The 25,343-nt window shown below is 49.2% G+C and carries 18 protein-coding genes; 1 reads left to right on the top strand and 17 read right to left on the bottom strand.

All coding sequences use genetic code 11. The annotated features are described in order from the left end of the window. Positions 1 to 3 precede the first annotated feature (3 nt). From Q0577_RS22700 to Q0577_RS22655, 10 genes are all read right to left on the bottom strand, one after another. The gene (locus Q0577_RS22700) at positions 4 to 798 is read right to left on the bottom strand and encodes a PhzF family phenazine biosynthesis protein (protein ID WP_298740381.1); all 795 of its coding nucleotides are present in this window, start codon (positions 796 to 798) and stop codon (positions 4 to 6) included. Positions 799 to 946: 148 nt separating this feature from the next. Then, a complete protein-coding gene (locus Q0577_RS22695; protein ID WP_298740380.1) occupies positions 947 to 1,144 on the bottom strand; it encodes a hypothetical protein in 198 nt (65 codons plus the stop codon). Continuing rightward, the gene (locus Q0577_RS22690; RefSeq protein ID WP_298740379.1) at positions 1,131 to 1,544 is read right to left on the bottom strand and encodes a hypothetical protein; all 414 of its coding nucleotides are present in this window, start codon (positions 1,542 to 1,544) and stop codon (positions 1,131 to 1,133) included. The genes Q0577_RS22695 and Q0577_RS22690 overlap by 14 nt, the downstream gene beginning before the upstream one ends. Next, a complete protein-coding gene (locus tag Q0577_RS22685; RefSeq protein ID WP_298740378.1) occupies positions 1,471 to 1,734 on the bottom strand; it encodes a hypothetical protein in 264 nt (87 codons plus the stop codon). Before Q0577_RS22685 ends, Q0577_RS22690 begins: the two co-directional genes overlap by 74 nt. Before the next feature lies 1 nt (position 1,735). Beyond that, complete coding sequence (locus Q0577_RS22680; RefSeq protein WP_298740564.1) at positions 1,736 to 3,190, bottom strand: carboxypeptidase-like regulatory domain-containing protein; 1,455 nt, start codon at positions 3,188 to 3,190, stop codon at positions 1,736 to 1,738. Between the two features lie 103 nt (positions 3,191 to 3,293). Further along, positions 3,294 to 4,439: a helix-turn-helix domain-containing protein gene (locus tag Q0577_RS22675; RefSeq protein ID WP_298740377.1), complete on the bottom strand. Its 1,146-nt coding sequence runs from the start codon at positions 4,437 to 4,439 to the stop codon at positions 3,294 to 3,296. A gap of 133 nt (positions 4,440 to 4,572) precedes the next feature. After that, entirely contained in the window at positions 4,573 to 5,592 is a 1,020-nt protein-coding gene (locus Q0577_RS22670) for a polyprenyl synthetase family protein (RefSeq protein WP_298740375.1), read from the bottom strand. 59 nt (positions 5,593 to 5,651) lie between these two features. Next, the gene (locus Q0577_RS22665; RefSeq protein WP_298740374.1) at positions 5,652 to 6,665 is read right to left on the bottom strand and encodes a Hint domain-containing protein; all 1,014 of its coding nucleotides are present in this window, start codon (positions 6,663 to 6,665) and stop codon (positions 5,652 to 5,654) included. A 90-nt stretch (positions 6,666 to 6,755) separates the two neighbouring features. After that, positions 6,756 to 7,925 carry a histidinol-phosphate transaminase gene (locus Q0577_RS22660; protein WP_298740373.1) on the bottom strand — a complete coding sequence of 390 codons (1,170 nt, stop codon included), beginning with the start codon at positions 7,923 to 7,925 and terminating at the stop codon, positions 6,756 to 6,758. Positions 7,926 to 8,038: 113 nt separating this feature from the next. Continuing rightward, positions 8,039 to 9,619, bottom strand: coding sequence for a flavin monoamine oxidase family protein (locus Q0577_RS22655; protein ID WP_298740371.1), 1,581 nt, complete (start codon positions 9,617 to 9,619; stop codon positions 8,039 to 8,041). A 290-nt stretch (positions 9,620 to 9,909) separates the two neighbouring features. Here Q0577_RS22655 and Q0577_RS22650 point away from each other — a divergent pair, with 290 nt between their 5' ends. Then, on the top strand, positions 9,910 to 10,257 hold the full coding sequence (locus Q0577_RS22650; RefSeq protein WP_298740370.1) for a hypothetical protein: 348 nt from the start codon (positions 9,910 to 9,912) through the stop codon (positions 10,255 to 10,257). Positions 10,258 to 10,340: 83 nt separating this feature from the next. Here Q0577_RS22650 and Q0577_RS22645 read toward each other — a convergent pair whose 3' ends face one another. From Q0577_RS22645 to gmd, 7 genes are all read right to left on the bottom strand, one after another. Continuing rightward, positions 10,341 to 14,120 (bottom strand): glycosyltransferase family 2 protein, encoded by a 3,780-nt coding sequence (locus tag Q0577_RS22645; RefSeq protein WP_298740369.1) that lies wholly within the window; start codon positions 14,118 to 14,120, stop codon positions 10,341 to 10,343. Between the two features lie 19 nt (positions 14,121 to 14,139). Next, positions 14,140 to 15,432: a glycoside hydrolase family 2 TIM barrel-domain containing protein gene (locus Q0577_RS22640; protein ID WP_298740368.1), complete on the bottom strand. Its 1,293-nt coding sequence runs from the start codon at positions 15,430 to 15,432 to the stop codon at positions 14,140 to 14,142. 99 nt (positions 15,433 to 15,531) lie between these two features. Continuing rightward, positions 15,532 to 19,332: a glycosyltransferase gene (locus Q0577_RS22635; RefSeq protein WP_298740366.1), complete on the bottom strand. Its 3,801-nt coding sequence runs from the start codon at positions 19,330 to 19,332 to the stop codon at positions 15,532 to 15,534. Positions 19,333 to 19,392: 60 nt separating this feature from the next. After that, entirely contained in the window at positions 19,393 to 20,538 is a 1,146-nt protein-coding gene (locus tag Q0577_RS22630) for a glycoside hydrolase family 2 TIM barrel-domain containing protein (RefSeq protein ID WP_298740365.1), read from the bottom strand. A gap of 283 nt (positions 20,539 to 20,821) precedes the next feature. Further along, positions 20,822 to 22,720, bottom strand: a complete 1,899-nt coding sequence (locus Q0577_RS22625; RefSeq protein WP_298740363.1) for an ABC-F family ATP-binding cassette domain-containing protein — start codon at positions 22,718 to 22,720, stop codon at positions 20,822 to 20,824. Between the two features lie 560 nt (positions 22,721 to 23,280). Further along, positions 23,281 to 24,216: a GDP-L-fucose synthase gene (locus Q0577_RS22620; protein ID WP_298740361.1), complete on the bottom strand. Its 936-nt coding sequence runs from the start codon at positions 24,214 to 24,216 to the stop codon at positions 23,281 to 23,283. 8 nt (positions 24,217 to 24,224) lie between these two features. Beyond that, positions 24,225 to 25,337 (bottom strand): GDP-mannose 4,6-dehydratase, encoded by a 1,113-nt coding sequence (gene gmd, locus Q0577_RS22615; protein WP_298740360.1) that lies wholly within the window; start codon positions 25,335 to 25,337, stop codon positions 24,225 to 24,227. Positions 25,338 to 25,343: the final 6 nt, after the last annotated feature.

Genomic DNA, 25,343 nt, shown 5'->3' with positions numbered 1-25,343 from the left:
TAATTAATTATTAATTATATAGGCTCCCCTGATCAGCGTCACCGCCTGTCCGGATAAAAGCACCCGGTCACCATCCACCTTCACCCTGAGAGCGCCGCCACGGGAAGAGGCCTGGTAGGCCTGCATTTCGGGCTTTCCCAGTTTGGCAGACCAGTAGGGCGCCAGGCAGCAATGTGCAGATCCGGTAACGGGGTCTTCATTGATGCCGATGCAGGGAGCAAAGAAACGGGAAATAAAATCATACCCCGAACCTGCTGCGGCTTTGGCAGTAACAATCACTTTAGGATATGGAGTTAGCCGGGCAAAATCCGGACACACATCATACACCTCGGCTTCAGTAGCTACTTCTACCAGGTAACGATTGAAGACATCTATTGTGTGAACAGGTGTTACACCCAGTATCTCCTGCACCTCCTGTGGCAAATGTACGGTGTGCCCTGTAAGTGAAGGAAAGTTAAGTGTGATCCAGTCTTCATTACGAACAGCTGTCAGCCGGCCACTCTGGGTGTCAAACCGGATCTCCTGCAGCGGATCTGCCAGGCCCTGCTGCCAGAGCGTATGCGCTGTAGCCAGGGTAGCATGGCCGCACAATGGCACTTCGGTAAGCGGTGTGAACCAGCGCAGATTGAAAGTGCCCGCTGCCTGTGATACAAAAGCGGTTTCGGCCAGGTTATTCTCTGCTGCTATCTGCTGCATGGTAGTTTCAGGCAGCGCGCTATCAGTGATACAAACCGCTGCCGGGTTGCCTTTAAAGGGCTGGTCGGTAAACGCATCTACCTGGAAAAAAGGTATCTCCATCCTGTTATATTGTTTTAATCCAACGCGAAATTCGGCAAAATAACAGTGGCAATACAGATGCAGATTTTGAAATTTCGACCATATCAGATAACCTTCTCCTGCGGGCGCTTTAACCCCGCAATATGGCAAGATAGTGGGTTCAGGCGGCTTACACCTGTATATAAAAATGATCTTCATCTACCCGGAAATCATCTTCACTCATCTGCATCAGTGTGATTGTTTTCCACTCACTACCCGGGTAAATGAACCCGAAACGGTCTGGCCCCAGGGTTACTTTCACCGGCATGCGGAAACCCGGTACCTCCGCCTGCCAGCGGTATTTTAATTGCAGATTAGTGCCCTGCACTTTCAGGGCTATATTTCCCAAAATGCCGCTCAAAGCAGGCCAACATGAGCTTTACCTGTGCAAACATGGCTTTGGCCATCTCCAGGTGGTAAGGCATGGCGTAATAATTAAGTGTAAGCGTATCCTTACCGCTGATATACACGTCATCAAAGTGTGCGTACTTACCAAAGCAGAAGGTGGCATTATAATTATTAATGGGATAAGAGAGCGCCCAGTCATAACGTGTTCTACCTGGCCCCGCAGGTGTTTTTCCCGGGAGGCGGCCATTGGATATATCTGTAAATCCATTGGAGATGGTGATGCTGATAAGCATGCTGTCCGGCTCATCAGACAAATGATCTTTGCAGGGCCGCCACAGGCTGGCGCCCGAGCCCTGTATCCAGGGGGTTTCCCTCTTCATCTTTATCCCAGCGTACGCCGCCGTTCATGGGAATACTGAAGTCGGGCACCTGGGGCACACCCTCATAGTATACCGTTATTGCTTCTTCACTGCCCACCGGCAATTCCGACGGAAACGAAAGAAATACTGCATCATACTCACGGCTGAAGGTTAGGGCCTGGTTCCGGTACAGTATTTTTTCTATATGCATATTAACATACAAGGTCCAGCTGCAACTGTTGGAGCGGCTCCTTTACAGCAAACCGGACCTTGCTGCTGCCCCTGATGGAACGGCTATCAGGCATCACCTCCACATCCAGCTGGTAAAAACGAACATCATAACAGCTGCGCAGGGGTGATAGCATGCCCCGCAGGGTATCTGCCCGGGTAAAACCGTTCTGCCGGTTGGATACCTTTTTCAGCACGGGAGCCGGCTGACTAACCGAATCTGCCTGCAGTGCATCGGGCAGCACCGGTAACAGGATGTTATAGTTTTCCCAGAAGCTGGCATCGTATTCATTGCCCACCTCATTATTCATAGACGACTTGTCGTTGCTGACACCACTGGTAAAACGGTCTGCCTGCTCCGTATCAATGCCTGTTACCAGCAGGTAAAAATCTCCTGTCCACGGTACATTGTGCATGCCTCTCTTTTTACTGTTCACCACACAGTCCCAATGACGCGCCACCGTGCTGAGATAAGTTTTATTACGGTACTGTTTATAGGTGACCACCAGTGTAAGCCTGGTAAAATCAAATGTGGCCTTATTCACTTTTGACATGATGGTGTATCTGATACCTCCCTTCTGGTGTGCGTTTATATAATCAATACCAGCTGGGGTGGTTTCAATTTCGCAGCGTACCAGCGCCAGAGAACTTTCATCAATGTAAAGCTTTGCCGTTACTATTGCCTTCCTGTTATTGTCTTTTGGCTGCAGGGAAAGCACCAGCAGCTTGCGGTCGCCCTCCTGAACGGTTTCCTGGTAGTCACAGTTGTAGTAGCGGAAATTACGTTCATTCAGTATGTTGCGTTTGGCGTCCAGGTATTTCTGCAGGTCTTCGTTCAGGGAGGAGTAGGCGGTATTCATTATATTACCGATCCAGTTATACAGTTGCGGGTCTTTACTCCAGTCCACCTTTTTCCTGCGGCCCTTCAGAATACGGATCTGGTCTTTACGGTCCCGGTTGTTGTGATAGGTTTTATAGATATCCAGTACCGATTCATTGAAATTGATGGTATCTCCCGCCAGGCAGATATTCTCCCGGTAAAAAGCCGTCAGCCTTACATCTGCGGTGTCATAATTTTCGGGTATCCTGCTCACCATCTGCTGCATGATGGCAAGGCCGCTACGTGCGTTCACAGATACCGCCGGCAACTGGTATACCGCCGGTTCCAGCTGCATATCCATATCCTGCCGGCTGCCACGAGGCAGGGGTATTGCCAGCGTTTTATAACCAATGCAGGATATGAGCAGGGTATCTTCCCAATACCTGTCTGCTATGTTGAACACAAATTCTCCTCTGGCATTGGTAGCCGTACCAATACCGCCTTTTTTAAGCTGGACATTGGCATATATAACAGGCTGTTGGCTTCCGGCGTCTGAAACCCTTCCGGAAAGCATTCTGAACTTTTCCTGGGCGGACAGCCGGGTAGCTGCCAGGAGCATTAGTAACAAACAAGACCAAAGCTGGTGTTTCATCATTTTTTTTCTGGCAAAGCAAGTAGTTTCAGGTTTCCGGGTCTACTCAAATCCGGACTTGAGCACTATTTTACTGCTCATTTTCCTGTTTTGAGGCTTCCTGTAAACATTGCTGCATATATTCCCGGGGCGACATTCCCGTATGGCTGCGGAAGGCGCGCTGGAAAGTTGCCTGCGAATTAAAGCCGGCGTCCAGGGCCAGGCCAAGGATGGTCATATTATCCTGTCCCGCCTGACCTATCTTCTGCTTAAAAGCCGCTACGCGGTACCCGTTCACAAATTCATTAAAGCTTCTCTGCAGATGCTGATTCAGCACCAGGGAGATAGTTTTCTGCGGCAACCCGGTATGACGAGACAGCATCGACAGGTTGAGCTCGGGCTCCAGGTACAGGTGGTCCTGTTCCATAGCTTTCCGCAATAAGGGCACTGCCTCCGCCACCAGCGCTTCAGGCGGGGGCGCAACGGCTTTCCGGCCGGCGGGTATGGCTTGTGGCGCCATCAGGTAGCCTTTTAAGCCCAGGCAGTAGATCAGCACCACCAGCGGTATATATACCGGGTACCAGTCAACCATGTTCAGCACCTTGTCTGTTAGTGCGGGAATCACGTAAGGCACCAGGTAAATAAACCAGATCACCTGGAATACCAGGAAAAGACGGATAAACTGCCTCAGCCACTGGCGGTAGACCATATTTTCCGTTCCCGTGCGGGCAAGGTACCTGGCGGATAACCAGAGATAAACCGTAATGGAAGCCCAACGGGGGATATCGGCATAAACATTATAGTCATCTATAAACTTTCCCCAGGCCTGGGGCGGCGCCTCCACCAGGCCCGTCATCACCCCGCCAAAATAAATAACGGTACTCAGTTCCGGCATTAGGTCTATGATCACCGGCAAAAAATGCAGCCGCTGTTTCCTTCCCAGTTTGAAAGAAGGCTCCATACTGCTCCTCACGTAAAAATATAACAAGGGGCCTACCGGCATCACAATTACCAGGGGTATAAGGTTGCCCAGGAGGCTTAACAGCGGATGATTGGTGAACCAGGAAGATTCAAAAAGATAAAGATTAAGACAGGCCAGCGCGATCAATAATATAAGGACGCCCAGGAAGCGGTTAGGCAGGGAGCGTTTCTTTGAAAAAGAGAGCAATACGCTCATGATAGCTCCCTGAAGGAAGCCCAACAGCATCAGTACATGGAAAAATTCGGCGAAGCTCATAGCCCGGGGTTTGGGCTTTAAAGATAAAAATATTCCGGGTTCCGGAGTAGGCAGCCTTTCCAATACAATTTTATCTGTCTTCTCCTAGGCTTCTCCTTGTCCAGTACCATTTTGGTTAAAATAGCATCACTGTCTAATACCCCCTGTTCAGCAACAGGTCTGCCAGTTCAAATAAAGGTTGTTTATTAGCCGTTACCACCGTCATATCCTCCAGGTGCTGCAAGGCTGTCTGGGTAAAGCGTTCCTTTTCGCGCAGCGCCCATTCATCCACCTTACAATCCTGGTACAGCTGCAGCATGCGGGGCACTTTATCGGGGCTGTTGGAAGACAGGAGTTCGTTGAGGCAGGCCCGTTGTACGGGACTCGCAAATTCATAGGCTTTCAACAGCAGAAAGGTCTTTTTATTGGTGATGATATCACCGCCAAGCTGTTTGCCAAATTTCCCCGGGTCGCCAAAGCAGTCCAGGTAATCATCCTGTACCTGGAAGGCGATGCCTACATGTTTGCCAAAGGCATAAAGGTGCTCCTGGTCTTCGCTGCAGGCGCCTCCTATAATACCGCCCATCTGCAGGCTGGCGGCCACCAGCACGGAAGTCTTCAGGGTGATCATCTTAAGGTAGTCGGGATAGGAAACGGCCTCCAGGGGCATGTTTTCCAGGTCCAGGTCCATTTGCTGACCCTCACATACCCCTAAGGCCGCTTCTGTAAATACCGCTGTCACTTTTTGCTTATAGCGGCCCTGCATACAATTCAGGTATTCAAATGCATACAACAACAGGGTATCACCAGCCAGTATGGCGGTGTTGGTATTATACCTCACATGGATAGTGGGCTTGCCCCGCCGCAGGGGGGCACGGTCCATAATATCATCGTGTACCAGGGTAAAGTTGTGATAGAGTTCTACGGCATTGGCGGCCAGGAAGCTGTCCAGCTGCAGGGGACCAATAAGCGCATTACCCATCAGGCATAGTACCGGGCGTATACGTTTGCCGCCATTGCTGAGTGTATAGTCTATGGCATCATAAAGGGTGGCAGGTGTTTCAGGGAAAAGACGATCACTGAATTGCTGTTCAAAAGCCGCGAGGAGGTCTTTGAAAGAGGTGGGGTACTGCGCTCCGGCAGCGGTATTCTGAGGGGAGGGATGGGCATCCATAGCCGTACGATTTATACTAAGATAACCATCCCTCCTGAAATGACACCGCAGTCAGTGCATTACTTCTGCAGCACCATCACACCATTCATCATGAATGTGCTGCCGCCATCTGCCACAATATTGTATACGGGCTGCACGCCGCCCGCTGCTTCCATTTTATTGAATACGGTAAAGGTCTGGTAAGTATGGGTGTTTTCATCCTGGCAGATGATCTGCTCCCCTTCGTTGATATCACCCACCCGTTTTTTGCCGCTGGCCGTCATCATCGGGTGGTTGGGTGTAGCCTGCAATACCCGGCTGCTGATGTGTACTTCCGTACCATTGGCGGTGGCCTGCTCCCGGCCTGCTACCACCAGCAGGCTGGTAATGGCATAGTTCTTTGCCTCGTGGGCCACCAGCGCTTTTACGCGGACGGTAGTAGCCCGGTGGCTGCCAGGATCTACGGTCACCACCTGGTCTCCGGGGCGGATATCTTTCAGGGCCCTGGTAGCCCCATCTGCCATGGTTACCTGTTGCGTACCGGGGAAGCAGATGTTATTACTGTAAGTGCCTGATTCAGCCTTGAGGTTCTTTCCCTGGTTGGCGGCTTTATATAGCTGGAAACCGAATTCTTTTGACAATACATAAGACAGCTTCAGCACAAAGTTCTTTTCTTCCTTATCAATAGCGTGTATGTCTTCAAAGTATTTCCCCCAGATAGCGGCATCTGCGCGGAAGCCTGGCAGTACTGCGGTATAAAGCGTGCCTTTCTCGTTGGTGTAATAGATCATGGTACCCAGTTCCTGCATACCGTCTTTGGCAATCAGCTTGTAAAGATCGATCCGCTTTTTGAGGCCATCATCGCCCGTGATGAAATAAGGCTTGCGCATTTCATAACGATCCAGTACATACGTATTTTCAAACTTTACATAAGTATCATTGTCGAGGTCTTTAACCTTAAAGGCCTTGGCTTTGGCATACTCTTCTGCACTCAGCGCCCGCGGCGTCTCTGCCGGGGCAGTAGCTGCGCCGCCCTGTGCCATTGCCATACAGGCAAGGCACATGAATATAACTGACAAAACAATCTTTCGCATATATCAACATTGGAATTTAAACACTGAAACCCGCATACCGAACTTTGGAATATGGTATTTGGAATTTGGATACTGGAATTTGGAATTTCCCTAAGACAGTTCTTTGAATGCAGCGGCAAAAGCCTCCATTTCGTCCATACGTCCTATACTGATACGGCACCATTCCTGGTTATTGAACTGCCAGTTGCGTAAACCAACCCCGCGTTTCATCATCTCCTCCACGAAGCGTTGTCCGTCCATCTTCAGCGGGAACATCACAAAGTTGGCTACGGAAGGAATGTATTCATATCCCTCTTCCTTCAACACCTTATAGAGATACTCTTTACTGGCAATGGTTTTCTTCAGCGCATCCTGCAGAAAAGGCTGATCCTGGTAACTGGCAATGGCAGCCGGTAATGCCAAAGCAGAGATGGCGTATTTATCTTTTGTGAACTTTTCCATATTCTGCAGGATGGATGGCTGGGAGATGATGTATCCCACCCTTAAGCCGGCAAAACCATACAGTTTGGAAAAAGTTCTGGCCACGATGAGGTTTTGTCCTTTCTTTACGCCATCTACCAGGGTAACAGACTGCGGATCGGGCAGATAGTCTATGTAAGCTTCATCTACAAAAACGGTCACCTTTTTGGACACTCTTTCGCAGAAGGCTTTCAGCTTTTCCGTATCCACGGCGGTAGCGGTAGGATTATTGGGATTGCAGATATATACCAGTTTGGTATCAGCATTCACCGCTTTTTCCATGGCATCCAGGTCCATTTTATAGTCGGCTGTCAGCGGCACTTTGATCCATTTGGCGCCCAGGCGTTCGGCGCACTGGGGCAGATCTTCATAAGTAGGATCGCCGGTGACTACATTTCCGCCGTCTTTACAGAAGCAGATGGCCGCTGCCATCAGCAAGGGAGAAGACCCTGCGGATAACAGCAATTGCGCTTTCTGTATGCCTTCAAAAGCGGTTATCTTTTCTTCCAGTTCTCCCAGGCGCATAAAGGGATACTGGTAGCTGTTGGCAATACTGTCTATAATAGCCTTTTTGGCTTTATCAGAAGGCCCGAAGGGATTCTCGTTGGCAAAGAGGCGGGCCTTCAGCTCTCCGGGCGCCTGTGCCTGAAACTCGGCATCTGTCAGTCTCCTGGAAGTATTGTGTTTAACGCCAGGGGCGGTCATGGCTGCCAGACCATTCCAGGCGCCGGCCATAAAAGGCAGGCTCCCCGTTGCCAGGGCGCTGGCTTTGAGCCAGTCGCGCCGATTCATAGAGGACATAAGAATTACAGGTTTAATTGTTGAACGTTTGAAACGCTTGATTGTTTGAAACGCATATTTTGGTTGGTAATACTAATACTGTTGGTAATTTCCGGTTTCACCGCCTGCCCTGTCTAGTGTGTTTGCGGATAGCTCAGCCGCTGGTCTGTTACCCTTGCATGTACGGCCGCAACTACGCTCCTGGCTGATTCAAAAGCCCCAGCCATCCAAGCATTCAGGTAAGTCATGTGCTCTCCTGCAAAGTATACCTGTTTATCGGGCATCAGCAAAGCCTTGTACAGTGTTTGCCGGCTTTCCGAATCATACAGGGCCCAGCCGCCCATACTGTAGGGTGTTTTATGCCAGCTCACAGAAAAGCCCGTCTCAAATTCCTTTGTATACTGCGGGTGTATCATTGCGCCCTTTTCCAGCGCCAGCTGCTGCCGTTGCTGATAAGTTAATGCGCTTACCTTAGCCGCTGTCTCGTTGAAATTGTAATACCCCAGCAGGATCCCTTTCCTGCCCAGGTAATCATTGGAAGGGTAGAAGATCTGCGTTAACTCGTTATTGGTGTGGGTAATGCCACCGTAAATGCCTTCATCTTCCTCCCAGAAACGTCTTTTAAACTGCAGGCCCATTTTACCCGTTACCATATAAGGCACATAATCAATGGCCCTGCTTACATCAGAAGAAAAGTTGTGATCAATATTACTCAGCACCGGCAGCGGAATGGTACAAATGCAAAGATCTCCGTTCAGCTGTTTTTCGCCGCTCTTATCCCTGTAGGTGATCTTTACCCCATCTGCCTGGTTGTGGATGGCGCTCACCTCGCAGCCAAACTGAATGAAGGGCGCCACCTTCTTTTCCAGTGCGGCAGATATGCGGTCCATCCCTCCTACTGCCTGGAACATGGTCATCTGCAGTTCGTAGGTATATTCCGCCACATTATAAAAATCAGGATCCATCAGGCCCGAACTGATAATGTCTGTCAGCCGGTAAGGGTCTGCTATCTTTCCCGCCTGCTCTCCCGCTCCCGCTGGCTCAATATAGCCGCGGCGGCTGGAGGCTTTGTACAGTTTATCTATATTAAGGCCTCCTTCAGCCCGCAGGTATTCAATAATCTTTGCTGCGTCTTCCTTGCTCAGTGCGGCATCTACCTGGTGCTGGTCAATGGCTTTGGCCAACATTTCCGTGATGTAGCCGCGCACATCATTATGGATCTCGCGTATTCTGATCTTTTTGTTAGACAGCGGTCCTTTGCCTTCGCTGAAATAATAAGCCGCTTCGTTTACGTTGTTGTATACCTGTAAGGGTACGCCCAGCTCACGGCAGTAATGCAGGGTTAATGCATGATGGTGTGGTATACGCGATGGGCCTGCATTGAAATATAGTCCGTTATCAAAAGCAGCCGTTTGCAGCGGCTGTCCCTGCTCCTGCAGGGTGGCGCCTTTACGGACGCTCCAACACCTGCCCCCTGCCCGGTTCCTGGCTTCCAGTATGGTGCACTGATAACCCAACTTGCTTAATTCATAGGCCGCCGTCATGCCCGCCAGGCCGGCGCCTAAAATAATGATGCGTTTGTTGTTACCGCTTCCGCTCAGCTCAAAAGCATGCGCCGGCGCTGTTTTCAGCAGCCCCAGCGCCATCATGGCGGGGTAGGCGGCTAATGCTGACTTACCTGCTGTAGTGAGAAACTCCCTTCTTGAAATTGGCATTACCCTAATGCATTAATAAAAATTCTATGTGGAAAATTTACGAAAAATGGAGCACTTTTAAGAAGAAAATACATGAAAGGAACAAGGTTTGAGGTTTGAGGCTTGAAGTTTGAGCATCGTTTGACGTTAAAAGTTAGTATTTAGCGTCAGGAATTAGTCATTAACGTTAGGGTTAGCGATCACTTCTCCACCTTTAACATTTAACTAACATCAAACCTCAAACTTCAAACGTCAAACGCATTTCAGTGGCATTATTATTGGATATTTGTGAACATAAAATCAGAGCTTTTATGAAAACGATGAAAAAACTGCAGGTCATGTTATTTGCGGCTGCCGTAGCGGTATCCGGATCACTGATCGCAACCAGTTCATATGCACAGGGCGTTGACAGCGCCATCAGGAAAGTGGGACATGCTGGTAAAAAGGTAGGGCAGACAGGCAAGAAGGTAGGACAGAAAACTGCATCTGTTGCAGTGAAAGGAGCCTCCAAGGTCGCTGATAAAACCTATAAAGGAAAAGAGGGCCCTAACGGTGAAACGGTGTACATCGACAAAAAAGACCGCAAGTACATAGTAAACGATAAGGGCAGGAAGATTTACCTGGACGAATCAGATATCCGCGATAAGCAACCGGATTAATACATCCAGCACCATAATAGAGAAAAAATGCAGCGTGATGATATCTCATCCACTGCATTTTTCATTTTAGAAGCCCACACCTATTATCTTATGGGAATATTCAGATCTGACAAGGCAGTAGCAGAGCGTTCTCCCTGGATAGCCAGCAGGTACAGCTTATAGTTTTTCGGATTATCAGGAATGTCCAGCTTCAGTTCTGTACCCTCACCCGCCCATTGCATTATCAGCGGGTTACCCCAGCGGTCTACACGTACCAGCCGCCACTCATAACGTATATGCTGAGCGTCTGATTTAGGCGTAGCCCATTGTTGCCCCTTGCGCACCAGGGCCCGGTAAGTAAGCGTAGATCCCGGTTTGGCCAGTTGTGCGGGGCGGAGTATCTTCAGCTCCGGCAATGCGTTATCCGCTTTTTCTTTGCCCCAGCGCTGTCCCAGTTCATACCAGTCGGGTTTATAGCGCCCCCAGTGATCCACCAGCCCGTCAAAAGACAGGTAGTCCTTCTCCCCGGTATCCTGCCAGGCATAGATGAATGTGCTCATAGGCAGAGGCCCTGTCATTTTGTACTCCGGTACGGATATACGGCTGATAAAGCAGGGTACCTCCAACTTGTTGATGGCGGCCAGACCGGTAGTATCGCTGCTTATGATCAGTCCGAAAGCATCTATCTCCGGCAATTGTAGTTGCAGCTGCTGTAAGGTAGCTGCCAGTTCTTTATTCAGCGGCACTTCCATGGTAACGGGCCGCTGAGGGTCTATCGCTTTGATACGGAGCAGCAGTTTCTTTAACCAGGTAATATAAGCCTGCTGCTGGTAAAGCAGCGAAGGTTTGTAATACCGGTCTGCCAGCTGTTGCCACAGCGTATCGGCAATATTCCAGGCTACAATGTTTTTATGATCTTTCAGGTCTTTGACCGTGGCCACAATCTCATTTGATAGCTGAGATAGTTGTGGCATATCCCTGATCACATCCGTCAATTCGGGCACATCAAAGCTGTAGTGTACCCGGATGTGATAATCAGCCGCCAGTGAAAGGATGTTTCTGTCATATACACCGGGACCTTCACGACGGATGGTATTGATACCTACCCGCTGCATGCCTTCAAAATCATTGATAATAGTTCTGCGGGTAAGCGCATGAAAATTCTTATACCAGTGGCGTCCTTTCTGGTAATGTATGCCATGCACATCGGCAGGCAGTGGGCGCCTTTCTCTTGTGGGGGTGTTATACACCGCCATCAGCGGTATCATTTGATTCCGGTGAACAGAGCGGTAGCCTCTAGAGGCCTGATATTTCCTGGTGCTTGTAAAAAAGGCGCCGGGATCCTGCAGCTTCCAGTGCAGCGCTGTATTTTTTGCACCATTAGGCAGGTTTCTATCTACATCGGAATTAAATAATACAATGCCTTTTATCTCTGAAAACTGCTGGTCTATGGCCACAAAGGATTCCGAGAGCCATTTTTCCTGACCTCCTTCCTCGCGCAGTGATCCTGTTTCTGCCACCATAACGGGAAGGCCCGAACGGAATAACGGGTGGCGGTGAAAAGGCGCGTACAGCTGTTTAAAAGTGTAAGCCGTACTGTCAGGATTAAAGGAGCCGTAATTCAGGCAGGTAACGCCCAGCCAATCCACGTAGCCCTCGCCGGGGTAATAGTCGTCTATGTGTTCTGCCCTCCAGGGGTTCCATACCCATATTACATTATTGGCTTTATGCTGTACAAAAAAATCATGCACATACTTCCAGGCTTTCTTAAAATCTTCAGGGGTGTTGCCGCCGCTGGTAGACCATGGATAAAAGGGATTATCCGCCTCATGGGCAAAACGCAGGTACACCGGCCTGTTAAGCGATCTTACCTGGAATGCAAATTTTTCCAGGTAACGGTCAAAGTGACCTGTGTAGATATACGACAGCATGAATTGTTCCCCGGCCGCCGTTCCGTTCTTAAAAAGCCCGGCCCAGGGCTCCCAGGTGATCATGGGATAAGAGCCGTTCCTGTAAATAGAGTCTGCCAGTTTCAGCGGCACATAACACTGCGCCTCATCGCCCCAGGGAATATAGAGCGAAACAATATTGAAGTGGGTGTAATAACGTTGCTGATAGTCTTTCACCTGCTTCATAACGCTAAGTCCGCCAGGCTGCGCAGGACTGAAAATACCTGAATAAAATACATGCTGCTTATAGCGGTAGCGCGGTACATGCCCCGGGAAACGGGCGGCGCTTGTCAGGAAGTACAAAGCAGAGAAGGAAATAAGCAGCACCAGCAGCAATGCAACACTGCGGATACCGTCGTACATACCATGACGAAAATCCCACAGGAATTGCTTCACCACTTTCCATCCGTTAAACAGCTCTTTCATGAAACTGAGACGGGCCCTTAATCGGAGCATATCATTCCTGCGGCTGATCACGATATTGAACAGCATGATCAGGCAGTTCATACCTGCAATACCCGCCATCACCAGTATGTAAGGGTTCCAGTCAGTATACAGTCCGTATATAATAGCTCCCAGCGATACCAATGCCACTATACCATTGGGTATATTGAGCTTCCAGTTATCCGATTCGCTGTCATCTTTAGGGGTTGGTATATACGGTATTTTTTTCCGGATGATGGTATACACCAGGCCCAGTATGTAGATCCACCAGGTGCCTATCAGCAGTAAGCCGCCTAATGCATGGTTGCCCCTTTCATTCTCTCCCATTACCCACCGCTGCACAAAATGCCGGATAGCCATGGTGGTAGTCAGGAAGGGTGCGCTCACCAGTGCAAAGGACAGCAGGTCCATGCGGAAAGGAATGAGGCCCAGCGTAAGTGAGAGCACAGGCACCAGGAAGTTAACCAGGAAGATCACGCCTGAAAAATAGTGGAAGGGTATTGTAAAATAATGGAGGCGTTGCCGCCAGGTAAAGTGCTTATACAGTTTCGGGTAGGTGGTAACCAGCAGTTCAAAGGTACCGCGCGCCCATTTCAGCTGCTGTTTGTAGTAGGCTGATAAAGTAGATGGCACAAGGCCATAGGTAAGCACTACCGGTACATATACTGACCGCCATCCTTTGGCGTGCAATTGCATGGCCGTATGCATATCTTCAGACAAGCCGGCCGCATGCCCGCCGATGGAATCCAGCGCTGTTCTGCGGAAGGTGCAGTTGGCGCCAATAGCCAGTACGGTGCCATAACGGTTCATGGTCATCATCATAGGGCCGTAGAACTGAAAGGTTTGCTGGGCGGCCCCTTTGGCAATAAGGCTGTCCTTCATGTTATCATACGCCTGTACTATCTGTACAAAACCTACTCCATCATCTGAAAAATGCGGAACAATATGATCCAGGAAGTCGGGCCGCGGCACATGATCAGGATCCAGCACCACACAGAGTTCTCCGTTTGACTGCCTGAGTGCATTGTTGATGTTGCCCGCTTTGGCATCTACTTTTATGGTGCGGGTAACATGGCGCACACCCAGGCGGCGGCATAATGCTTTCAGGTAAGGATCATCTGCCTCATCACAGAGATAAGTAGTATGTGGATAGCGGATAGCCTGTATAGCCTTCAGTGTCCGCTCTATCATGGGGTAAGGTTCCCCTGCACAAAACGTAGTAAAGATGTCTACCGTAAATTGCTTTGTTGCCGGCGGTGTATGCGGCACCGTTATATACATATAATGATACCATTCGTGTAATACCCGCAGGCAATTAAAGACGGTGGTGATGATCAGCAGCCAGTAAAAAGGCGCATATCCTACCTGCAAAGGGTTGAGCAGGCAGTATAGAAAATACGCCATACTGCAAACGCCGATGACGATCATGAGGCGGAGCGACCAGCGCTCTATCAGCGATGGAGGGTTAGCTTTTTTGGGTGGTACATGCATAATTTAAACTTTCACATAACTACTCAACTACATAAAAAGGCGTGTTGGCCGTGGAGAAATTTCCGTAGCCGTCCATCACCTTTGCGTATATTCTATAGGGGCCTTCCTTCACGGGGGCCTTAAATGTCAGGCGTAACTCGTTACCGGCAGCGAGTACCGTATCCAGCATTGTGAGCGGCGCCTGCTGCAGTTCTCCAAACCAGTGCTCCTGCAGTATCTGCCAATGTACTTTAATTGAGTCTGCCGGTTTATCTTCCAGGAGCAATTCAGCGGTTTGCTTTTCACCGGATGGAAGCACGATATTGTCTCTTGCACCCTTGTTATTCAGTAACATATACCTGATATGCGGTGGCCGATGGGCAGGCCGTTTGCCGGTCCACAGGTATTGTATAACACCCACAACTTCTGTAGATGCATTCCCTTCATCAAATATGCTGAACCAGGTAGGCGTTGTTTCCAGTTTCTGTCCCCAGTAAAAAACCAGGGCGCCCAGGAACCTGGGATTATGCTGTGGCAGCTGCGTGTATAGTTGCTGGTAATGTTCCGCTTTCTTGGTGCTGGTATTTTCAATAGGCGCTTCCCAGTTGGTACGTTCAGATTCCCATGGGCCATAAGCGCCCCATTCGGTGATCAGAAAAGGTCCTTTCCAGAGCCAGGCATACCATTTTAACTGATCATTCAGCAACTCCAGTTTACCGAACGTGTTGATGGAAATAAGATCCAGGTCATGCACTTTCCACTTGATCATCATTACCTGTACAATGTTGAGATTGGGCATAGTAGCGGTAACGGGATGATTGGTATCCGTAGCATGGATCATATCAAGCAGCCGGTTGTAGGTTTTATAGAAAGCACTGTATCCCGGTTTCCAGGTAAAGTTCAGCTCATTGCCCAGGCACCACATCAGCAGTGCAGGGTGGTCTTTATACCGGCGCACTGTCTTTTCAAAGGCCCGAAACTGGGCTGCTGTTTTGGCGGTGTCTTTATAGAAATAATCCAGGTAGGCGCTAACGGGCATGGATAGACCAACGATCACTGCCAGGTTATTACGCTGTGCCTCATCCAGTATAGCGGCCAGGTTGACCGTATCCCAGGTACGGATGGTATTGCCGCCTATTTCGCGCAGCTTTTCCAGATGTGTGTAGCCGGAGGCGCCTTTTACACTAAAAGGTTGGCCGTTTCGGTAAAGTACATATTGCTCCCCTTCCTTGTTGACGTATACGGTTCGGTGCTTAACAGATTTTGAGGGGGTAGTATGGCAATTCATCAAAAGAAGGGAAAATACCCAGTAAAGGTTCTTCCGCTGTATCATGGCATCAATAAATTCGATATGGTTGTATTGTCTCCCTTAAATTAAAAAACAATCCGTTTTTTGACGGTACTTGTTTAAGCACTTTTCGTGCCGGTTTTCTTAATGTGGCCTACCATTTTTATATAAAAGCGGAATATTGAGCCGGGAATAGGCGGTTACTACATCATTACCCTTTGCGGCAACCAGGTATAAGCGGTATTGGGAGGGCCTTGGAGGAATGGTAAGTTGTATTGAAGGACCGCTGCCCACACGCTCCATCGTCACAGGGTTGCCCCATTCATCAGTTCTGACCAGGTACCATTCAAAGTGAATACCGGCATCTGGAAATCTACTGGCCAGTTGCCACTGCTGCTGATCGATGATGGCCTGATAGGTAAGGCGGCTGTCTGCCGAAGTAAGGGCTGCCGGGCGGAGTATCTTTACCGGTGAAAGTGTTTGCTGCAGGCGGCGCTGTCCCCAAAGTTTCTCCACCAGCGCCCAGCTGGGCTTGTGACGGCCCCAGTGATCTGCTATACCGTCAAAAGTAAGGTAGTCCCTGTCATGTATATCCTGCCAGTTGGTTAGAAAAACATGGTCGGAACGGATGTTCATTTTGGCATACAGTTCCGGTTGTACCTGGCTGATAAACCAGGGCGATTTAAGACGGGCCGTTGCTCCCCAACCGCTGGTATCCGTGCCGTTAATGATCAGGCCAAAGGCGCTGACAGCCGGCAGTTCCTGCTGCAGCCTTGCCACCACGTTTTCTACATCACTATTAAGCCTTACATCCATCGTGATGGGACGAACACTGTCCAGTGCACGGATGTGCGACAACAGTGTTCTCAGCCAGGCAGTATAGACTGCCTGCTGATAGGTGAGCGTAGGTTTATAAAACAGTTCTTCCAGCTGCTGCCAGATCGTATCAGATATATTCCAGGCAATAATATTGGAATCGTTCTTCAACTTTTTCACTGTGGCCACGATCTTATCGGCAGCTTTGGAGAGTTTATCCTGGTCGGCAATAAGGTCAGATACATCCGGAGCAGGAAAGCTGTAATGGATCTTCATATGCAGCTGTCGTGCCACCGCGCGGATGTTCCTGTCGTACACCCCGGGGCCTGTACGTTTAATAGTATTAATCCCCAGCATTTTCATGTCTGCAAAATCTTTCTCTACTGTTCTCCGTGTTAGCGCATGCAGATTCCTGTACCAATGTTTGCCTTTTTCGTAATTCACACCACGGATATTGTCCGGAAGCTTCCTCCGGGGTAATACTGCAGCGGTGTAAGACGGCAATACAGGCATTGCGTGGTAAGGAGCAGAAAGTCCATGCCACTTACGGGCATGATACCACGCCATGGCGGTAAAGAAAACACCGGGCGTATCTATCTGCCAGTTCAAAACTGCTCCCTGTGTTCCGGCCGGAAGGTTGTGATCTGCAGCCGTATTGAACAATACCAGGGCTTTTATCTCTTTAAATTGATCTTCTATAGCAGTAAGGGTATTGTCTAACCACTCATCCTGGTTGCCCGCTCCTTTTAGCGAACCTGCTTCAGCCACCATCACTGGTATATCAGTATTAAAAAGCGGCAGCCGGTGGAAGGGCATGTATAATTCCTTAAAGGAATACGCTTTACTACTGTCATTCAGCGATCCGTAGTTCAGTGCTGTAACCGCCAGCCAGTCTACATAAGCTTTACCTGGAAAGTAAGCATCCGCATTTTCTGCTTTCCAGGGGCTCCATACCCATACTGCATTGTAAACGTTCTTCTGCTCAAAGAAACGGTGTACGTACTGCCAGGCACTTTTGAATGCTTCCGGGGTGTTTCCACCGCTGGCAGACCAGGGATAGAAAGGATTATCCGGTTCATGCGCAAAGCGCAGGTATACAGGCCTGTTCAGCTCTTTTACCTGGTTGGCAAATCTTTCCAGGTAAGCATCATACTGGCCGGATGCAATGCGGGCCAGCATTCCCTGATCGCTGTTAAGGGTTTTATCCTTAAAAAGCGCCGCCCAGGGTTCCCAGGTGATCATAGGATAAGAGCCATTATCATAAATGGAATCCAGCAGTGAACGGGGCACCAGGCAACGTTCCTCGTCGCCCCAGGCTATATATAGCGAGATGATATTGAAGTGGCAGTTATACCGGGACTGGTCATCCTGTATCTGTCGCATGGAGGTAAGGCCATTGTTTCCAGACGGGCTGAAGATCCCCGAATAAAAAATATCGCGTTTGAAAGCCGGCTTACCCGTACGTGTGGGTAGTTTGGAAGCAGCCGCCATGAACAGGAGGGTAACGGTAAACATGCAGATCAACAGCGTCAGCGCAAACTTCCTGATAGCGGTATACAGGTCATGCCTGAAATGCCAGAACCGCAGCTTCAGCGCTGCCGCATAATTCAGCACGGTGCTGACCGTTTCATGATTATTTTTAAAACGTATCAGGTGGAGGCGGCGGCTGATGCCGATGTTGAACAACATGATCACGCAGTTGACAAGCGCGATACCAGACATTACCCAGGCATAGGGGTTCCAGTCTGTATACAGCCCGTAAACAATCGCCCCCGCTGATGCCAGTGCAATAATGCCGTTGGGGATGTTCAGGCGCCAGCTGTCTGGTTCACTGTCGTCCTTCGGTGTTGGTATGTACGGGATCTTTTTGCGGATAAGCGTATACACGAGGCCCAGGATGTAGATCCACCAGGTGCCTATTAACAGTAAGCCCCCTACGATATGGTTGCCCCGTTCATCCTCGCCCATTACCCAATGCTGTACAAAATGACGTATACCTAATGTAGCGGTAAGGAAGGGTAGCGCTATCAGGGCAAAAGACAACATGTCTACCTTCAGGGGTATGATGCCCAGTGTAAGTGAAAGAATGGGCACCAGGAAATTGATCAGGAAGATCACCCCTGAAAAATAATGAAAAGGAATAGTAAAATAGTGCAGTCGCTGACGCCAGGTAAAATGCCTGAACAGTCTGGGAAAAGTGGTGATTAACAGCTCGAAGGTGCCCCTGGCCCATTTCAGCTGCTGCTTGTAGTAAGCGCTCAGCGTTGAAGGTACCAGTCCGTAAGTAAGCACCGCGGGTACATATACCGATTTCCATCCTTTGGCATGCAGTTGCATGGCGGTATGCATATCTTCAGACAACCCGGCCGCATGACCGCCAATAGCATCCAGCGCTGCCCGGCGGAAAGTACAGTTGGCGCCAATAGCCAGCACCGTGCCGTAGTGGTTCATGGTCATCATCATGGGACCATAGAACTGGAAGGTTTGCTGGGCAGCCCCTCTTGCTATCAGGCTGTCACCCTGGTTGGAGTAAGCCTGTACCACCTGTACGAACCCTATCTGCTCATCTGCAAAATAGGGAATAACGGCATCCAGGAACTCGGGCACCGGTACGTGGTCAGGATCCAGCACCACACACAGCTCTCCGCTGGAATGCTTCAGTGCATTGTTGATGTTCCCCGCTTTGGCATCTACTTTCAGGGTACGGGTAATATGATTTACGCCCAGGCGGCGGCACACTTCCTCCAGGTAGGGATCGTTGGCTTCATCACAGAGATAAGTAGTATGCGGATACCGGATTGCCTGTATGGCTTCCAGCGTTTGTACGATCATCGGGTAAGGCTCCCCTGCACAGAAGGTGGTGAAGATGTCTACCGTGAATTGTTTTGTTAGCGGCGGTTCAGGCGGCACTGTTATATAGAAGTAATGATACCACTCATGCAATACGCGCAGGCAGCCGAAAAAAATGCCTGCCATAAGCAGCCAGTAAAACGGTGCATACCCTATTTGTAACGGGTTCAGCAGGAAGTACAGGAAAAACAACATGGATGCTATGCCAATGAGTATCATCAGCCTGATGGCAAACAGATCCCTCCGGGACGGAGGTGGAGCTTTCCGGGGTGCGGCCATTCAATTGTTTTTTTTCCTGGGTAGGTGCTTTATCATCCTCTATTATAAACGTCCGAACCGTTAATCCTGTTCTACCACGTAGAACGGCGTATTAGCGGTGGCAAAACGCCCATGGCTGTTCAACGCTGTTACATAGATCCTGTAAGGACCTTCGGACAACGGCGCTTTAAATGCCAGTTTATTACCGGAGTTATTAATCACTGTATCGAATATTTTCATGGGTGGGCGGCGCAGCTCAGAAAACCAGTCTTCCTGCCATACTTCCCAGTGCAGCGAGAGCCCGGGTGAAAGCGTATCCTGCATCAGCAAGGTGGCGCTGGCAACGCTGTCTGATCTGAGCATAATGTTATCTGCAGCACCCTTATTGTTTAACAGCATATACTGCACATGGGGGGCATTACTGGCAGCTGGCTGGCCCGCCCACAAAGCCCTGATTACGTCTACTGCTTCTGCTGGCCTTCCTTTTTCGTCAAAGAGGCTGAACCAGGTGGGGGTTACCTCCTGCTTCTGCCCCCAGTAAAATACCAGGGCGCCTAAAAAACGGGGATTGTTCACCGGGAGATAGCGGTACAGCTGTCCGTATTGTTCCGCCTTTTTGGTACTGGTATTCTCAATAGGAGCGCCCCATGCTGTTCTGTTAACTTCCCATGGACCATAGGCGCCCCATTCGGTGATCAGGAATGGCCCTTTCCAGAGCCATGCATATTTATCCAGTTTTTGCGACAGGCGATTCAATTCGCCGAATATGTTGAAGGAAATAACATCAAGCTGGTGCACTTTCCATTTTATGAACAACGCCTGCCAAACGCTGAAATTTACCATAGTGGTAGTTACGGGGTGATCGGGATCTGTATCATGGATCATGTCCAGCAGGCGGTTGAATGTTTTAGTGAAGGGCCGGTAACGTAGTTTGAAAGAGAATGCCGGTTCATTGCCCAGGCACCACATCAGCAAAGCGGGATGGTCTTTATAGCGTTGGACTACCTGTTTGAATGTGCGGCAGGCGGCAGCTGTTTTTAGAGTGTCTTTATAAAAATAGTTCAGCGCATCACTCGAAGGCAGCGGAAGGCCCGCAATTACAGCCAGGTTGTTACGTTGGGCCTCGTCCAGTATAGCTTCCAGGTTCACCGTATCCCAGGTACGGATAGTATTGCCGCCGGCCGCTTTAAGTTCAGCGAGGTGTGTATAGCCGGATGCGCCTTTCACAACAAAAGGTTGCCCGTTACGGTAAATTGTATATTGTTTACCATCTTTTCGGATAGATACTTTTCGATGATGTGTATCTGGCGGGGAAGTATTACAGCGGATAAAAAAACACAGTGCAATAATTGTAAAAGTTAGTATAAGCCAGTGTTCCCCGCCGGTTCTCTTCCATTGTCCCATGCAACCCGTGTATGATGTATGACTAAACTACTCTTAAGTTAAACTATTTATCCATTTTATCAATAACACGTTTGTATGGGGACAATTACGGCAGAGCACGGCAGGGTCAGCCTTCCAGCTCACTCAGTTCCAGCCATCGCATGCCTTTTTCGTCCAGCAGCTGCATTACTTCTCCCACCCGCCGGGTAAGAGGTTCCAGTTGTTCGTAAGGCAGGTTGCCGCTGGAGAGCTGCTGATCGATGGATTGTTTTTCAGCTTCCAGTTTGGCTATTTCCTGTTCCAGCTGTTCCAGCTCGCGTTTCTCCTTATAGGATAACTTGCGCGGCTTACCGGCATCAGGGGCAGATGCGGTGGCGGTACTGCTAACGGTAGCTGTGGCGGGAAGTTCTTTGGTACTACGGCTTTCTTCTTTTTCCCATTCGCGGTATTGGGTATAGTTACCGGGAAAATCGCGTACTACGCCATCGCCTTCAAATACAAAAAGGTGATCTACCAGTTTATCCATGAAGTAGCGGTCGTGGCTCACAATGATGATACAACCCTGGTACTCCTGCAGAAAATCTTCCAGAATGCTCAGGGTAGGCAGGTCCAGGTCATTGGTAGGTTCATCCAATACCAGGAAGTTTGGGTTACGGAACAGTATGCTGAGCAGGTGCAGCCTTCTTCTTTCACCGCCGCTCAGCTTAGACACATAGGTGTACTGCTTTTCAGGCGGGAACAGGAAGAGCTGGAGGAACTGGGCGGCGCTTACTTTGGTGCCGTCTGCCAGGGGAAAGTATTCTGCAATACCTTTTACAAATTCGATAATGCGCATATCTTCCTTCAGTACCAGGCCCTGCTGGTTATAGTTACCAAATACTACGGTATCGCCTATATTAATTTTACCGGAATCAGGTTGTTCCTGTCCCAGCAGGATATTCAGGAAGGTGGATTTACCTACGCCATTCTTACCAACTACCCCTATACGTTCGCCTTTTTTGAAGGTATAGTCAAAACCTTTGAGGATGGCAAGGTTACCATAAGCCTTATAGACCTTTTTCAGCTCAACGATCTTTCCACCCAGGCGGGTCATTTTCACGTTCAGTTCCAGCTGCTGTTTTTCTATGCGCACACTGGCTTTTTCCTTTACATCATAGAAAGCGTCGATACGCGACTTAGCTTTGGTGGTACGGGCCTTGGGTTGCTTGCGCATCCATTCCAGTTCCTTACGGTATTGGTTGCGTGCTTTTTCTACGCTGGCTTTCTCGCTTTCTTCACGGGCGGCCTTTTTCTCCAGGTAGTTTTCATAATCGCCTTTGTAGATAAAGAGTTGCTGCTGATCCAGCTCAATGATCTCGTTACAAACACTGTCCAGGAAGTAGCGGTCGTGCGTTACCAGTAGCAGGGTTACGTTTTCCTGGTTCAGGAAACTTTCCAGCCACTCGATCATGGATACGTCCAGGTGGTTGGTCGGTTCGTCCATGATCAGCAGGGTATGTTTATGTTCAAAGCCGATATCGATCAATACTTTGGCCAGTGCTACACGTTTCAGCTGTCCGCCTGACAGTGTACCCATTTCCTGGTCCAGGTGGTGAATATTCAGCTTGCCCAGTATCTGTTTCACTTTGGCATCGAAGTGCCAGGCGCCCAGTTCGTCCATTTTTGCAATGGCGGCTGCAAGCCGGGCTGTGTCTGGTTCACTGTCATCGTCGGTAAGGCGTTCATATTCTTTGATAGCGTTCAGCACGGGGTGATCCTGGGCAAAAATATTGGCCAGTATAGATTTGTTCAGGTTGAAAGCGGACTGCTGTTCCAGCATTACAACGGTCACCTCTTTATGTACCCATACCTTTCCTTCATCTGGCATTTCCTTTCCGCAGAGAATACGCAGCAGGGTGGATTTACCGGTACCATTCAATGCCACCAGTGCAATTTTGTCGCCTTCTTCGATATGAAAAGAAATATCCCTGAACAGCGGCTTTTCACCATAAGATTTTGTAAGCCCTTCTACCGTTACGTAATGCATGGGGCGAAGATAGTAAAACTACTTGCTTATAATTGGCATATGGATTGTGATTAACAGAAATTGGCAGTTTTTTATTGTATAATATAAAAACTTTTTGTACATTGAATTAGCACCTACCCATACCATGAGATAAATCTGTAGCCGGAGGTTCTGACTGTAGTATAGTATCTGCTCAATTGGGATGAATATCCTGCCAGCTGCTATACGGGATCGGCCTTGAATCCATTTGTTTATCTCTTACTAGCAATCTGCTGCATGTACCCTGAGGGCGTAAAAAAACCCCCCGTTACTGACGGGGGGCCAAGCGCTTTCTGCCGATAATGCTTTTTAATGGTATTTCGCCAATAGAGACATGACCGGTTTAGACGGTTTTATTTTTCCGGAACATACCCGGAACTGCGTTTACAAGGGTATACAACGCAGTAATGCCCAGAATAACAAGCAAATGCAGTAGGATAACAGGCATAGATGTCCAGTTTAAATTGATGCAATGTATGCTACTAATTTAAGGTAATTTTTTGCCTGGTAGCACTACCATTTCGTGCTATTATTCTTATCGCCTATTGTAGGAGGCCGGCGTTCACAACTCCTTTATATACCTCGCGGATTCCATCTTCCAGCGATATCTGTGCTTTCCAGCCAAGCTCATGTAATCGGGAAACGTCCATTAATTTTCTTGGCGTACCGTCTGGTTTGGAGGTATCAAAAGCAAGATTCCCATTGTACCCTACAATTTGCTGTATCAACCGCGCGAGGTCCGCAATGCTGATATCCTCTCCTACGCCTATATTGATCAGGCCGGGTTCGTTATAATGCTGCATCAGGAAAAAACAGGCTGCAGCCATATCGTCTGCATGCAAAAATTCTCTTTTGGGTGAGCCGGTGCCCCAGATCACTACTTCCGGAGCGCCCGTCTCCTTTGCCTCATGGAACTTGCGGAGCAGGGCGGGGAGCACATGTGAGTGCTGCAGGTCGTAGTTATCGTTGGGACCGTACAGGTTGGTAGGCATTACCGAGATAAAGTTACAACCGTACTGGTCGCGGTAAGCATCACACATTTTGATACCCGCTATTTTGGCGATAGCGTATGGTTCATTAGTGGGCTCCAGCAGGCCTGTAAGCAGGTATTCTTCTTTCAGCGGCTGTGGGGCCAGTTTGGGATAGATGCAGGAAGAGCCCAGGAACATCAGTTTCTGTACGCCTTTGACATAAGACTGATGAATGACGTTGCTCTGGATCATCAGGTTATCATAGAGGAATTCCGCCCGATAGGTGTTATTGGCTACAATGCCGCCTACCTTAGCTGCCGCCAGAAATACATAGTCCGGCTTTTCCTCCGAAAAGAAAGCGGCTACTGCATACTGGTCGCGCAGGTCCAGTTCCGAAGAAGTCCTTGTAACAATATTATTGAAACCTTCCCGTTGTAGCTTTCTCATAATAGCTGAACCCACCATGCCGCGGTGTCCTGCCACATATATTTTCTGATGCTGTTGCATGTTATTTCCTATTCGAATTGGTTCAATACTTTGTAACCTGCATCACTCAGCAGTTTCTCTCGGCGGAACAGCTCAGTATCGGCTGTCACCATTTCTTTCACTAATGCTGCCAGGTCATATTTAGGCTTCCATCCCAGTTTACTTTGTGCCTTGCTGGGATCTCCTATCAGCAGATCTACTTCCGTGGGGCGGTAATACCGGGGATCAATAGCCACTACTTCCTGCCCGGTGCGGAGGTTAGAAATACCGGCATCAAAACTGCTCACAATGCCCTTTTCATTTTCACCGCTGCCTTTAAACTCGATACCGATACCGGCTTCAGCAAAGGCCAAACGTATAAATTCACGTACAGTAGTGGTAATACCGGTGGCGATTACATAATCTTCGGCCTGCTCCTGTTGCAGTATAAGGTACATGGCATCCACGTAGTCTTTTGCATGCCCCCAGTCTCGTTGTGCATCCAGGTTTCCCATAAACAGCTTATCCTGCATACCCAGCGCTACTTTAGCCACGGCCCGGGTGATCTTGCGGGTAACGAAAGTTTCTCCGCGCAACGGGCTTTCATGATTAAAAAGAATGCCGTTACAGGCATACATGTTATATGCTTCGCGATAGTTAACGGTGATCCAGTAGGCGTACAGCTTGGCTACACCATAAGGGGAACGCGGGTAAAAAGGCGTTTTTTCTGATTGCGGTACTTCCTGCACCAGGCCATACAGCTCTGATGTTGAGGCCTGGTATATCCTTGTTTTTTCAGTCAGGCCAAGTAAACGTACTGCTTCCAGTATTCTAAGGGTGCCTATTCCGTCTGCATTGGCGGTATACTCCGGTGTTTCAAAGCTCACTTTTACGTGGCTCATGGCGCCCAGGTTATAGATCTCATCAGGTTGCACTTCCTGGATAATACGAATCAGGTTAGTAGAATCCGTAAGATCGCCGTAATGGAGCTTGAAATGTACATTCTGCTCATGAGGGTCCTGGTAGAGGTGATCTATACGGTCGGTATTAAAAAGAGAACTGCGGCGTTTAATGCCATGCACGTGGTAACCCTTGTGCAGCAGGAGATCTGCCAGATAAGCGCCGTCCTGACCGGTAATCCCGGTTATAAGTGCTGTTTTCATGTAAAT

The sequence above is a fragment of the uncultured Chitinophaga sp. genome (genome assembly GCF_937898475.1).
In the GTDB taxonomy this organism is placed as follows: Bacteria; Bacteroidota; Bacteroidia; order Chitinophagales; family Chitinophagaceae; genus Chitinophaga.
Note: the sequence above shows the minus strand (reverse complement) of the source record. Positions and strands in the feature narration are given on the sequence as shown.

Excerpts from the sequence above, each read along its gene's own strand:
- Q0577_RS22700 (WP_298740381.1), bottom strand. The coding sequence starts at position 798 with ATGGAGATACCTTTTTTCCAGGTAGATGCGTTTACCGACCAGCCCTTT.
- Q0577_RS22690 (WP_298740379.1), bottom strand. The coding sequence starts at position 1,544 with ATGAAGAGGGAAACCCCCTGGATACAGGGCTCGGGCGCCAGCCTGTGG.
- Q0577_RS22685 (WP_298740378.1), bottom strand. The coding sequence starts at position 1,734 with ATGCATATAGAAAAAATACTGTACCGGAACCAGGCCCTAACCTTCAGC.
- Q0577_RS22680 (WP_298740564.1), bottom strand. The coding sequence starts at position 3,190 with ATGCTCCTGGCAGCTACCCGGCTGTCCGCCCAGGAAAAGTTCAGAATG.
- Q0577_RS22675 (WP_298740377.1), bottom strand. The coding sequence starts at position 4,439 with ATGAGCTTCGCCGAATTTTTCCATGTACTGATGCTGTTGGGCTTCCTT.
- Q0577_RS22670 (WP_298740375.1), bottom strand. The coding sequence starts at position 5,592 with ATGGATGCCCATCCCTCCCCTCAGAATACCGCTGCCGGAGCGCAGTAC.
- Q0577_RS22665 (WP_298740374.1), bottom strand. The coding sequence starts at position 6,665 with ATGCGAAAGATTGTTTTGTCAGTTATATTCATGTGCCTTGCCTGTATG.
- Q0577_RS22660 (WP_298740373.1), bottom strand. The coding sequence starts at position 7,925 with ATGTCCTCTATGAATCGGCGCGACTGGCTCAAAGCCAGCGCCCTGGCA.
- Q0577_RS22655 (WP_298740371.1), bottom strand. The coding sequence starts at position 9,619 with ATGCCAATTTCAAGAAGGGAGTTTCTCACTACAGCAGGTAAGTCAGCA.
- Q0577_RS22650 (WP_298740370.1), top strand. The coding sequence starts at position 9,910 with ATGAAAACGATGAAAAAACTGCAGGTCATGTTATTTGCGGCTGCCGTA.
- Q0577_RS22645 (WP_298740369.1), bottom strand. The coding sequence starts at position 14,120 with ATGCATGTACCACCCAAAAAAGCTAACCCTCCATCGCTGATAGAGCGC.
- Q0577_RS22640 (WP_298740368.1), bottom strand. The coding sequence starts at position 15,432 with ATGATACAGCGGAAGAACCTTTACTGGGTATTTTCCCTTCTTTTGATG.
- Q0577_RS22635 (WP_298740366.1), bottom strand. The coding sequence starts at position 19,332 with ATGGCCGCACCCCGGAAAGCTCCACCTCCGTCCCGGAGGGATCTGTTT.
- Q0577_RS22625 (WP_298740363.1), bottom strand. The coding sequence starts at position 22,720 with ATGCATTACGTAACGGTAGAAGGGCTTACAAAATCTTATGGTGAAAAG.
- Q0577_RS22620 (WP_298740361.1), bottom strand. The coding sequence starts at position 24,216 with ATGCAACAGCATCAGAAAATATATGTGGCAGGACACCGCGGCATGGTG.
- gmd (WP_298740360.1), bottom strand. The coding sequence starts at position 25,337 with ATGAAAACAGCACTTATAACCGGGATTACCGGTCAGGACGGCGCTTAT.